The 10968-nt window shown below is 68.3% G+C and carries 12 protein-coding genes; 4 read left to right on the top strand and 8 right to left on the bottom strand.

Annotated elements, in window-relative coordinates; genetic code table 11:
- Window positions 1-146: 146 nt before the first annotated feature.
- Window positions 147-635 (top strand): peptide-methionine (R)-S-oxide reductase MsrB, encoded by a 489-nt coding sequence (gene msrB, locus AC3WT0_RS19500; RefSeq protein WP_492755075.1) that lies wholly within the window; start codon window positions 147-149, stop codon window positions 633-635.
- Between the two features lie 111 nt (window positions 636-746).
- Here msrB and AC3WT0_RS19495 read toward each other — a convergent pair whose 3' ends face one another.
- The 3 genes from AC3WT0_RS19495 to AC3WT0_RS19485 all read right to left on the bottom strand — a co-directional run bounded on the left by AC3WT0_RS19495 (window position 747) and on the right by AC3WT0_RS19485 (window position 3873).
- Window positions 747-1505 (bottom strand): isocitrate lyase/PEP mutase family protein, encoded by a 759-nt coding sequence (locus AC3WT0_RS19495; protein WP_492755074.1) that lies wholly within the window; start codon window positions 1503-1505, stop codon window positions 747-749.
- 144 nt (window positions 1506-1649) lie between these two features.
- Window positions 1650-2336 (bottom strand): hypothetical protein, encoded by a 687-nt coding sequence (locus tag AC3WT0_RS19490; RefSeq protein ID WP_492755073.1) that lies wholly within the window; start codon window positions 2334-2336, stop codon window positions 1650-1652.
- Complete coding sequence (locus tag AC3WT0_RS19485) at window positions 2326-3873, bottom strand: lysine--tRNA ligase (protein ID WP_492755076.1); 1548 nt, start codon at window positions 3871-3873, stop codon at window positions 2326-2328. The genes AC3WT0_RS19490 and AC3WT0_RS19485 overlap by 11 nt, the downstream gene beginning before the upstream one ends.
- Before the next feature lie 63 nt (window positions 3874-3936).
- Between AC3WT0_RS19485 and AC3WT0_RS19480 the strand changes: the two genes are divergently transcribed.
- Window positions 3937-6660 carry an ATP-dependent DNA helicase gene (locus AC3WT0_RS19480; protein ID WP_492755072.1) on the top strand — a complete coding sequence of 908 codons (2724 nt, stop codon included), beginning with the start codon at window positions 3937-3939 and terminating at the stop codon, window positions 6658-6660.
- A complete protein-coding gene (locus AC3WT0_RS19475) occupies window positions 6657-7196 on the top strand; it encodes a SixA phosphatase family protein (protein WP_492755071.1) in 540 nt (179 codons plus the stop codon). The genes AC3WT0_RS19480 and AC3WT0_RS19475 overlap by 4 nt, the downstream gene beginning before the upstream one ends.
- Window positions 7197-7241: 45 nt before the next feature.
- Here AC3WT0_RS19475 and AC3WT0_RS19470 read toward each other — a convergent pair whose 3' ends face one another.
- From AC3WT0_RS19470 to rpmF, 5 genes are all read right to left on the bottom strand, one after another.
- Entirely contained in the window at window positions 7242-7622 is a 381-nt protein-coding gene (locus AC3WT0_RS19470; RefSeq protein ID WP_492755070.1) for a MerR family transcriptional regulator, read from the bottom strand.
- 7 nt (window positions 7623-7629) lie between these two features.
- Window positions 7630-7929, bottom strand: coding sequence for an integration host factor subunit alpha (locus AC3WT0_RS19465; protein WP_492755069.1), 300 nt, complete (start codon window positions 7927-7929; stop codon window positions 7630-7632).
- A gap of 68 nt (window positions 7930-7997) precedes the next feature.
- Window positions 7998-8960 (bottom strand): beta-ketoacyl-ACP synthase III, encoded by a 963-nt coding sequence (locus AC3WT0_RS19460; RefSeq protein WP_492755068.1) that lies wholly within the window; start codon window positions 8958-8960, stop codon window positions 7998-8000.
- Window positions 8957-10009, bottom strand: coding sequence for a phosphate acyltransferase PlsX (plsX, locus tag AC3WT0_RS19455; RefSeq protein WP_492755067.1), 1053 nt, complete (start codon window positions 10007-10009; stop codon window positions 8957-8959). Before plsX ends, AC3WT0_RS19460 begins: the two co-directional genes overlap by 4 nt.
- Before the next feature lie 30 nt (window positions 10010-10039).
- The gene (rpmF, locus tag AC3WT0_RS19450; protein ID WP_492755066.1) at window positions 10040-10219 is read right to left on the bottom strand and encodes a 50S ribosomal protein L32; all 180 of its coding nucleotides are present in this window, start codon (window positions 10217-10219) and stop codon (window positions 10040-10042) included.
- A 197-nt stretch (window positions 10220-10416) separates the two neighbouring features.
- On the opposite strand from rpmF, the gene AC3WT0_RS19445 reads away from it, so the two are divergent.
- A complete protein-coding gene (locus AC3WT0_RS19445) occupies window positions 10417-10884 on the top strand; it encodes an MAPEG family protein (protein WP_492755065.1) in 468 nt (155 codons plus the stop codon).
- The last annotated feature ends 84 nt before the right edge of the window (window positions 10885-10968 follow it).

Genomic DNA, 10968 nt, shown 5'->3' with positions numbered 1-10968 from the left:
CCCCCACCCGGCCTCCCATCCAGGATATTCTGTGGGAGGCCGGGTGGGGGAGCGGGCCGGTGCCGTGACCACATGAAGCTCCACCCGCTTGAAACCTTTCGCCGCCGCGCCACGTATCAGCGTGAGGGGGTGGCGAAAGGACCGGCATGATCGACAGGCGCACTCTTCTTGGCGGCATCGCGGCGGCGGCGGTCGCCGGCTGCATGTCCGACAGTTCCGACGCGGCGTCGAAAGCGACCGACAAGCGCTTCGACCTGACGCCGGCGCAGTGGCGCGCACGGCTGAGCCCAGCCGTCTTTCACATCTTGCGCGAGGAGGGGACCGAGCGGCCCTTCACCAGCCCGCTGTTGAACGAGCACCGCGCGGGCAATTTCCTGTGCGCGGGTTGTGCGCTGCCCGTTTACCCGTCGAAGACCAAGTTCGACAGCGGCACGGGCTGGCCGAGCTTCTGGGCGGCGATCCCCGGCGCGGTGGGCACGCGGCGCGACACGACGCTGGGCATGGACCGCACCGAGGCGCACTGCATCCGCTGCGGCGGCCATCTGGGCCATATATTCGATGACGGCCCCAAGCCTACGGGCAAGCGGCACTGCATCAACGGCCTGGCGCTGACCTTCGCCCCGGCGCGGGGGTGAGCGAATTTTCCGAGCCTAGCTCCTCGTCATTGCGAGCGCAGCGAAGCAATCCAGTGCGATGTCGACATCCCTGGATTGCTTCGCTGCGCTCGCAATGACGGTGGGGGTGATTTAGGCCTTCATCGCTTCTACCGCAGCGTCGTGCAGGGCCTTCATCGCGAGGCGATAGGGGCCGGGGCCGTGGCTGACGCGCGCGACGCCCAGTTCGCCGAGGCGGCGGGCGCCGGGAACGCCTGCGAAGGCCATGATGTTGACGGGGAGCGGGGTTGCTTCGCACAGCCGCGCGATCAGCCTTTCGTCCTTGAGGCCGGGCGCGAAGAAGCCGCTTGCCCCTGCATCGGCATAGGCGCGGGCGCGCTCGATCGCGGCATCGAGCTTGGCGGCGTCATGCTGTTCGGGCGGGGCCTTCAGGAAAATATCGGTGCGCGCGTTGATGAAGGCCTCGGCATCGGCGTCGCGCATCGCGGCGATCCGCTTCGCCTGCAGCTTGATCGGGTGAAGCCCCTCACCGCCGACGATCTGATCCTCGAAATTGCAGCCGATGACGCCGGTCGCCATCGCGCGCGCGAAATTGGCGGCGAGCGCGACCGGGTCGACGGCATAGCCGCCTTCGAAGTCGAGCGTGACGGGCAGCAGCGTCGAGGCGGCGATTTGCGCGGCGTTGGCGATGGCGAGATCGATAGGCAGTCCCTCGGCATCGAAATGGCCGTGCGCGGCGGCGACCGACCAGCTTCCGGTCGCGAGAGCCTTCGCGCCCGCCTCGGCAACCGCGAGCGCGCTGCCCGCGTCCCAGACATTGAACAGGATCACCGGGTCGCCCGGGACGTGAAGGACCCTGAAAAGCCGGGCCCGCTCGCTGCGCTTGTCCATGGGCATGTCCTGTTTGGCGGCGCCGGCCCTCTCCCCCACCCGGCCTCCCACTCAGTATATCCTGGATCGGAGGCCGGGTGGGGGAGAGGGTCGGCGCCGCAGCATATCAAACAGGCAGAACCTAGCCGATCGCGCGTGCGCCGCTCAACCTTGCAGGCGGCCGAAAGGCAGCAGCGTTTCGGCAAGCGCCTGCGCCTTGCGACCGTCGCCAGCGCGGAGCGGCTGGAGGATCAGCGCGACACGCTTCTGCAGCACGATATCGAGCAGCGTCGGCGTTTCGGCCTTCATCGCGATCTCCGCGAGCTGGCGCGATCGCGCGACATCCCTGGGATTGAGCCGGATGCGCATCAGCGCGGCGATCGCCGGCGGTGCGGCGCGGCGCGAATCGAGCGCGACGGCGCGGTCGAGCGCTTCGAGGCCGGTGTCGCGGCTGGCGCCCACCGCCGCGCGCGCGACGAGGCCGCCCAGTTCGGCGATGGCGTCGAGATGCCAGCCGGCGAGCACGATCTGCGCCTCGGCGTCGCGCGGATAGGCTTCGGCCAGCTTCTCGATCTTCGCGCGGGCGGCGAGCGCGCCCCGGCGGCTGCGATCGAGCTTGGCCGCATAGCCCGCCGCCATCACCTGGATGATCTGCGCGTCGCGATCGCGCGGATCGCGCGCCAATTGGGCCGTAGCGCCATTATAAGCACGCTGGATCAGGTCCATCGCGCTGGCCTTGTCGCGTGCGTCGAAGGCGGCGGCGATCAGCGTCTCGCGCGGCGTAAGCGCCAACGCCGGGGCGGCGCTCATGCAGGCGATCAGCGAAGCGGCGACGAAATGGCTAGGCCGCACCCAGCGCCTCCGCGATCAGGCGGCGGGTGTTGGCGATGCCGTAAAGCGCAATGAAGCTGCCCATGCGCGGACCCTGCGACGAGCCCAGCAAAGTTTCGTAAAGCGCCTTGAACCAGTCGCGCAGCTGATCGAACCCGCCTTCGTTGCCGATGGCATAGACGATGTTCTGCAGTTCTTCTGCGCTCGCGCCTTCGGGAAGCGCGGCCAGCTCGCGATCGAGGCGTTCGAGCGCTGCAACCTCGACGCCCTCGGGCTTGCGGCGCTTGAGCGTGGGTGCGACGAAATCGCGGTTATAGGCAAGCGCGAGGCCGATCAGCTTGTCGAGCGCGGGATATTTGTCCGCGCTGGCATCGGCGACATAATTGCCGAGATAGCCCCAGACCTGATCGGCGGTGGCGTCCGCCCCCATCACGCCGACGAGGTTGAGGAGAAGCCCGAAGGTGACCGGCATCGGCTCCGAAGGCACCTTGCCGTCGTGGATGTGATGCACGGGGTTGCCCAGCTGCTGTTCGATCGGCTGGTTCGGCCAGTTGGCGCGGAACTGCCAATATTCGTCGACGGCGCGCGGGATGACGCCCATGTGGAGCTGCTTCGCCTTCTTGGGCTCGCGATAGGCGAAGAAGGCCAGGCTCTCTTCGGGGCCGTAGGTCAGCCATTGTTCGAGACTGAGGCCATTGCCCTTGGACTTGGAGATCTTCTCGCCCTTTTCGTCGAGGAACATCTCGTAATTAAAGCCCTCGGGCGGCCGGCCGCCAAGCACGCGCGCGATCTTGCCCGACTGAGTGACCGAATCGATCAGATCCTTGCCCGCCATCTCATAATCGACGTCGAGCGCGACCCAGCGCATCGCCCAGTCGACCTTCCATTGCAGCTTGGCGAGACCCGACAGCGCCGACTGGGTGATCATCTCGCCTTCATCCTCGAAGCGGATCAGCCCCGCCTCGGCGTCGACGATCTCCACGGGCACCTGCAGCACGATTCCGCTTTTGGGGCTGACGGGCAGCACCGGCGAGTAAGTGGCGCGGCGTTCGGCGCGCAAGGTCGGCAGCATCACGTCCATGATCTGGTCGTAACGCGCGAGCACGAGCTTCAGCGCATTGTCGAAACGGCCCGAGCGATAATATTCTGTCGACGACGCGAACTCGTAATCGAAGCCGAAGCGATCGAGGAACTGGCGCAGCATCGCATTATTGTGATGCGCGAAGCTCTCATATTTGCCGAAGGGATCCGGAATCTCGGTCAGCGGCTTGCCGAGATTTTCGGCGAGCATCGCCTTGTTGGGCACATTGTCGGGCACCTTGCGCAGCCCGTCCATATCGTCGCTGAACGCCAGCAGGCGCGTCGGCACGTCCGACAGCGCATGATAGGCGTTGCGGACCATCGTCGTGCGCAGCACTTCGTTGAAGGTGCCGATATGCGGCAGGCCCGAGGGGCCATAGCCCGTCTCGAACAATATATGCCCCTTGGCCGGCGCGCCGTCCGGATAGCGTTTGAGCAGCTTGCGCGCCTCCTCGAAAGGCCATGCCTTTGATTGCATCGCGGCGGTGCGCAGGTCACTCAACTTCGTTGCCCTTTCGTTCCTGATCGGCATAACGGGGGAATGGCCGCCTCTTTGCCTTATCCGGCGCTCCACGCAAGCCATGCCGGAATCTGGGTCGCGCGCCCGGACGGCGAAACGCGCGCCGTGGGGCGTGGCGAGGCGATCGCGATCGCCTCGGAAACGCCCGTGATCCTGCTCAACGCGCCGCTCGTCGGCCAGCGGCTGGGCTATGCCGAATTGTCGGGGCTCGATCTGCTCGAGCTGTTCGCTTTCGTGCGGCCGGCGCGCTTCGCGGTGCCGACGCCCAAGGGGCTGGCGCGCGCGCTGGGCCTCGCGCCGCCAGCCGACGATGCGGCGGTGCCCGCGCTGCTGATCCGCGCGGCGGAAATGCTGCTGGCGCAGATGGCGGCGGAGGACTGGCACGAGCGCGAAGGCGCGTGGACGGCGGCGCAGGCGCTTGGCCGGCTGCGCTGGCCCTGGGCGATGGCGGCGGCCGAGCATATCCGCCGCCCCGAACGCGCCGAGCGCTGGCTGTTCTCGAAGCTGCCCGAATGGGAGGAGAAGCCGCCGCGCGGTGCGCCGCGTACGATCGAGATCGCGCCCGAGGCGGTGATCGAACGGCTCGACGCGCTGACCGGCCACGGCGCCGAGGCGCGCCCCGGCCAGCGCGCCTATGCCGAGGCCGCCGCCGCGATCTTCCGTCCGCGCCCGTCGCGCGACGCGCCGACCCTGCTGCTGGCCGAGGCGGGAACGGGGATCGGCAAGACGCTGGGCTATCTCGCGCCGGCATCGCTCTGGGCCGAGGCGGCGGACGGCGCGGTCTGGGTCTCGACCTACACCAAGGCGCTGCAGCGCCAGCTCGACCGCGAGGGCGAGCGGCTCTTCCCCGATCCGCGCGCGCGGCGGAAGCGGATGGTGATCCGCAAGGGGCGCGAAAATTATCTCTGCCTGCTCAATCTGGAGGATGCGTTGCAGGGCGGGTTCGCGGGGCGCGCGGCGATCCTTACGCAGCTTGTCGCGCGCTGGGCGGCCTTCACGCGCGACGGCGACATGATCGGCGGCGACCTGCCCGGCTGGCTGCCGACGCTGTTCCGCCGCAACGGATCGGCCGCGCTGACCGACCGGCGCGGCGAATGCGTCTATGCCGGCTGCCCGCACTACCGGAAATGCTTCATCGAACATGCCGCGCGCGCGAGCGCCGACGCCGATATCGTCGTCGCCAATCATGCGCTGGTGATGGTCAATGCCGCGCGCGGGCGCGAGGAAGCGAACCGCCCGACGCGGCTGGTGTTCGACGAAGGCCATCATCTGTTCGACGCCGCCGATTCGATGTTCTCGGTCGCGCTGACCGGGCAGGAAGCGATCGAGCTGCGGCGCTGGATAACGGGGCCCGAAGGCACGTCGCGGGGGCGGCGGCGCGGGCTGGCGGCGCGGCTTTCCGATGTCGCCTCCTATGACGAGGAGGGCGGTCGCGCGATCGCGGCGGCGGTGGCGGCGGCGCAGGCGCTGCCCGGCGACGGCTGGCTGGGGCGTATCGCCGAAGGCGCGCCGCTCGGCCGGATCGAGGCGCTGCTCGCCGCGGTGCGCGGCACCGTCTATGCGCGCGGCGAAGGCGAGGATGCCGGCTATGGGCTGGAGACCGAACTGGCGGGGCTCGATGGCGCGCTCGTCGAGGCAGCGGGGCCGGCCGCCGAGGCGCTGGAGGCGATCCTCCGCCCGCTCGTCACGCTTGGCAAGCGGCTCGAGGCGGTGATGCAGGATGCGCCCGACTGGCTTGATGCGCAGGCGCGCGCGCGCGTGGAAGGCGCGATCGCTTCGCTTGGCTGGCGCGCCGAGACGGTGGGCGGCTGGCTGGCGCTGCTCGCGCGGATCGGCGGCCCGGCCGATCCCGACTTCGTCGACTGGCTTGCGGTCGACCGCATCGAGGGGCGCGAGTTCGACATCGGGCTGCGCCGCCACTGGCTCGACCCCACGCGCCCGCTCGCTGACCTGGTGCTGAAGCCCACACACGGCGTGATGATCACATCGGCGACGCTGAGCGGGGGGGACTGGGCGGCGGCCGAGGCACGCACGGGGGCAGCGCACATGCCGCGCGCGCCGATCCATTTCGAGGCGCCGAGCCCGTTCGACTATGCGACGCAGGCCGAGGTCCTCGTCGTCACCGACGTGAAGCGCGGCGACGTCGCGCAGCTCGCCGGCGCCTATGCTGCGCTGATCGGTGCGGCAGGCGGGGGGACGCTGGGGCTGTTCACCGCGATCCGGCGGCTACGTGCCGTCCATGCCCGCATCGCGGACCGGCTGGCGCGCGACGGGCTGCCGCTGTTCGCGCAGCATGTCGATCCGATCGACACGGGGACGCTGGTCGACATCTTCCGCGACGATCATCGCGCGTCGCTGCTCGGCACCGATGCCTTGCGCGACGGCGTCGACGTGCCGGGCGATTCGCTGCGTCTCGTGGTGATGGAAGGCGTGCCCTGGCCCAAGCCGAGCGTGCTCCATGCCGCGCGCAAGCTGGCGGGTGGCGGATCGGCCTATGAGGACCGGATGATCCGCGCGCGGCTGGCGCAGGCCTTCGGGCGGCTGATCCGCCGCGCCGATGATCGCGGCATGTTCGTGCTGCTTTCCGCCGCCGTCCCATCGCGCCTGCTGACCGCCTTTCCGGCTGGCACGCCGATCGCGCGGGTGACGCTTGAGGAAGCGGTGCAGCGGACGCGCGCGCGTCTTTCATCCGTCATCGACTTGGGGCAAAGCCTTGGGCAGGAGCCAATGCCGGGAATCCGATGAAGACGCTGACCTTGCTGCGCCATGCCAAGTCGAGCTGGGACGATATGGTGCCCCGCGATTTCGATCGGCCCCTCAACGCCAAGGGGACCCGCGCGGCGCGGACGATGGGGCGGCACATGCGCGTCGAGCGCCTCGATTTCGACAAGGTGATCGCTTCGCCGGCGGTGCGCGTGGTGCAGACGCTGGAGGGGGTATGGGACGGGTTCGGGCGGACGCTTGTCCCGGCATGGGACAGGCGCATCTATCTCGCTTCGGCCGCGACGTTGCTCGATCTGGTGCGCGAGACCCCCGATTCGGTCGATCGGCTGCTGCTCGTCGGGCATAATCCGGGGCTGGAGGATCTGGTGCTGCTGCTGGTGCCCGACAGCCCCGACGATCGCCTGCGCGACGATGTGGAAGAGAAGTTCCCGACCGCGAGCCTTGCCGAGATGCAGCTGGATATCGAACGCTGGGACGACCTCAGGAACGGCGGCGCGACGCTTGCCCGCTTTACCCGCCCGCGCGATCTGGACCCCGAACTGGGCCCCGATCGCTGATCGACGTCCCGTCATTCCCGCACGCGCGGGGATGAGGAGCAGGCGTCAGGCCCGGTCCTCGACCAGCGCCATCGCCAGTTGCGCGCGGATGCGCTTGAGCTCGGCGATCACGCGCGTCGGGATGCTCTCGATCTCTGCTACCGGGCGGGGCGCCTCGGCGACGGGGGCCGGGGTGCCGTTGCTGCGGCCGGAAAGCAGCTTCTGCACGCCCTTGATCGTATAGCCCTCGCGGTTGAGGAGCTGATCGATCCGCTTGGCGAGCGCGACGTCGGCAGGCCGGTAATAGCGGCGTTTTCCCGCGCGCTGGAGCGGGCGAAGCTGGGGAAAGCGCGTTTCCCAATAGCGCAATATATGCTGCGGCAGCCCGAGTTCCTCGGACAGCTCGCCGATCGTCCGGAACGCGCCTTCGGCCTTGTCGTCAGCCATCGCCCGGTCAGCCGGCGTCCACGATGCGATCGCGCATCATCTGGCTGGCGCGGAAGGTGAGCACGCGGCGCGGCGCGATCGGCACTTCGACGCCGGTCTTTGGGTTGCGGCCGATGCGTTCACCCTTGTCGCGCAGCACGAAGCTGCCGAAGCCCGAGATCTTCACATTCTCGCCCTTGGCGAGCGCGGCGCACATGCGCTCCAATATCTGTTCGACGAGCCCCGCGGACTCGGCACGCGACAATCCGATTTCGCGGTGCAGCGCTTCGGCAAGGTCAGCGCGAGTCAAAGTGCCGGACGTCGTCATCCAATCCCCCACGGGCTAATGCTCTGGTTAGCTTCTATACTATTCCGCCCGCAGCGAAAAGTAGCGCTTTAGTAGCGGATGACGGCAGCGCCCCAGGTGAAGCCTCCGCCCATCGCCTCGAGGACGAGCAGGTCGCCGCGCTTGATGCGCCCGTCATTGACCGCCGTGTCGAGCGCGAGCGGAACCGATGCTGCCGAGGTGTTGGCATGCTGATCGACCGTCACGACGACTTTCTCGGCCGGCAGGTTGAGCTTGCGCGCGGTGGCGTCGAGGATGCGGTAATTGGCCTGATGCGGAACCAGCCAGTCGACGTCGGAAGCGGAGACTCCGGCCGCCGCCAGCGTCTCGTTCATCACGCCGGCGAGATTGACGACGGCGTGGCGAAAGACTTCGCGCCCGCGCATGCGGACCTTGCCCACGGTGCCGGTGGTCGAGGGACCGCCGTCGACATAGAGCATCTCGTTGTGCCGGCCGTCGGCGTGGAGCTTCGTGGCGAGCACGCCGCGGTCGCCGCCTTCCTCGCCAGCCAGGACGACGGCGCCCGCGCCGTCGCCGAACAGTACGCAGGTGGCGCGGTCTTCCCAGTCGAGGATGCGGCTGAAGGTCTCTGCGCCGATGACCAGCGCGCGCCGCGCCGAGCCCGCGCGGATCATGCTGTCGGCGACGCTCAGCGCATAGAGGAAGCCCGAGCAGACCGCCTGCACGTCGAAGGCGACGCAATCGTCGATGCCGAGCGCCGCCTGCACGCGCGTCGCGCTGGCGGGGAATGTCTGATCGGGCGTCGCCGTGGCGAGGATGATCAGATCGATGTCGGTCGGCTGGAGGCCGGCGGCGGCGATCGCCTTGCGCGACGCGTCGGTCGCCAGCGTCGAAGTCGTCTCGTCGTCGCCCGCGATATAGCGGAAGCGGATGCCGGTGCGCTCGACGATCCATTCGTCGGAGGTGTCGACCTGCTCGGCAAGTTCCTGATTGGACACGCGGCGCTTTGGCAGCGCCGAACCCGTGCCGAGGATGACCGAGCGGATCGTCATTGCGCGGCTACCTCCGGCTTGCCTGATTCTGGTCCCAGCCGGCCGAGATCGTCGGCGATGCGGCGGGTGATGTCGTCGCGCACCAGCTTGGCCGCGACGCCGATGGCGTGCGCGACGCCGTTTGCATTGGCGCCGCCATGGCTCTTCACGACGATGCCGTTGAGACCGAGGAAGACCGCGCCATTATGATTGTTGGGATCGAGATGCGTGCGCATCATGTGGAAGGCGGGGCGCGAGAGCAGGAAGCCCGCCTTCGAGCGCAGCGAGCTGGTGAAGGCACGGCGCAGCAGATCGGTGATCAGCCGGGCGGTGCCCTCGATCGACTTGAGCGCGATATTGCCGCTGAACCCGTCGGAGACGACGACGTCGGTATCGCCCTGGCCGATGCGATCGGCCTCGATATAGCCGTCGAAGCGCAGCGGCAGGTGCGCGCCCGCGCGCAGCGTGGCGGCGGCGGCCTGAACGTCGCCCGTTCCCTTCAGCTCTTCCGAGCCGATATTGAGCAGGCGGACGCGCGGCTCGGGCAGGCCGATCACCGTGCGCGCATAGGCCGCTCCCATGATCGCGAACTCGACGAGGTTGCGCGCGTCGCACTCGGTATTGGCGCCGAGATCGAGCATGACGAGATCATTGTCGCCGAGCGTCGGCAGCAAGGCGGCGAGGGCGGGACGATCGATCCCCGCTATGGTGCGCAGCGACAGCTTGGCCATCGCCATCAGCGCGCCGGTATTGCCCGACGAGACGGCGGCATCGGCTTCGCCGGCCTTCACGGCGGCGATGGCGAGCCCCATCGAGCTCGTCTTGGCGCGGCGGATCGCGGCGCTCGGCTTGTCGGTGCCGGCGATCACCTCGTCGGCATGGACGACGACCGATGCGGCAGCGAGATTGGGATGATCGGCGAGAGCCGCACGAATCTTCGCCTCGTCGCCGACGAGGCGGAAGCGCAGCGATTCGTCGCGCCGGCGGGCAAGGGCCACGCCGTCGAGCATGACGGCAAGCCCGTCGTCGCCACCCATCGCGTCGATTGCGATCCGTGGCGAATCGCCCACGCGCCGATCCTCCAGACTTGCCGGGAAGCCTTAGGCTTCGACCGAGGTGACTTCGCGACCGTTATAGTGGCCGCACGCCGTGCACAGATTGTGCGGGCGCTTCAGCTCACCACAGTTGGGGCATTCCTGGAAAGCCGCGGCGGTCAGCGCGTCGTGGCTGCGACGCATGTTCCGCTTGGACGGCGAGGTTTTTCTCTTCGGCACTGCCATGACGGCACCTGTTCCATTCAAAACTGTTCAAAAGCGCAACAGGAATGGGCCGCTATTAGGGCAACGACCTTGTCTGGCCGCGGACCTTTGGCGGCCGGACTGTGCGCGAGCGAGGAAGCGCCTATAGCGATTCCCGCGATCGTTGCAAGCATCGAGTGCCCGTGGCACAGCAAGGCAAGGCCTTAGGGGAGGTTAGTATGATCCTGCCGATCACCATGACGATCGCCGGCGCGGCGGCGATACTCAATGCCTGGCTCGGCATTCGCTGCTCGCTGCGGCGGCGCGGAGCAGGCATCAGCGTGGGCGACGGCGGCGACGCGATCATGACCGCGCGGATGCGCGCGCACGCCAATTTCATCGAATATACGCCGATCATCCTGATCCTCGTCGGCCTGATCGAGCTGGCCGAGGGCACCAGCATGCTGCTCTGGGCGGTCGGCGTCGTCTATATCCTCGCGCGCGTGCTGCACGCGATCGGCATGGAAGGGCCGCTGAAGCTCCGCGTCGTCGGGATCGTCGTCACCTATCTGGCGTTGATCGGGCTCGGCCTGTGGGCCGCCGCCATTCCCTTTACCTCGTCAGGCAAGGTCACCGAATCGGTGCAGATGGGGGCGGCGATGCCTGGCTGGCTGTCGCACGTCTCGCTTCATTATTCGCTGCAGTAGCTGCCTGAACACGGCGCCAGCCCGCTCCCCCACCCGGCCCAAACCTTACCAGAGCACGCCCTTTTCGGACGCGAGCGGCGCAGG

The sequence above is a fragment of the Sphingomonas sp. EU05-FHT14C10 genome, from assembly GCF_058790595.1.
This window is presented reverse-complemented; position numbering and strand designations above follow the sequence as displayed.

Bases quoted from the DNA above. Each gene is read 5' to 3' on its own strand.
- msrB (WP_492755075.1), top strand. From the start codon at position 147: ATGATCGACAGGCGCACTCTTCTTGGCGGCATCGCGGCGGCGGCGGTC.
- AC3WT0_RS19495 (WP_492755074.1), bottom strand. From the start codon at position 1,505: ATGGACAAGCGCAGCGAGCGGGCCCGGCTTTTCAGGGTCCTTCACGTC.
- AC3WT0_RS19485 (WP_492755076.1), bottom strand. From the start codon at position 3,873: ATGCAATCAAAGGCATGGCCTTTCGAGGAGGCGCGCAAGCTGCTCAAA.
- AC3WT0_RS19480 (WP_492755072.1), top strand. From the start codon at position 3,937: ATGGCCGCCTCTTTGCCTTATCCGGCGCTCCACGCAAGCCATGCCGGA.
- AC3WT0_RS19475 (WP_492755071.1), top strand. From the start codon at position 6,657: ATGAAGACGCTGACCTTGCTGCGCCATGCCAAGTCGAGCTGGGACGAT.
- AC3WT0_RS19470 (WP_492755070.1), bottom strand. From the start codon at position 7,622: ATGGCTGACGACAAGGCCGAAGGCGCGTTCCGGACGATCGGCGAGCTG.
- AC3WT0_RS19465 (WP_492755069.1), bottom strand. From the start codon at position 7,929: ATGACGACGTCCGGCACTTTGACTCGCGCTGACCTTGCCGAAGCGCTG.
- AC3WT0_RS19460 (WP_492755068.1), bottom strand. From the start codon at position 8,960: ATGACGATCCGCTCGGTCATCCTCGGCACGGGTTCGGCGCTGCCAAAG.
- rpmF (WP_492755066.1), bottom strand. From the start codon at position 10,219: ATGGCAGTGCCGAAGAGAAAAACCTCGCCGTCCAAGCGGAACATGCGT.
- AC3WT0_RS19445 (WP_492755065.1), top strand. From the start codon at position 10,417: ATGATCCTGCCGATCACCATGACGATCGCCGGCGCGGCGGCGATACTC.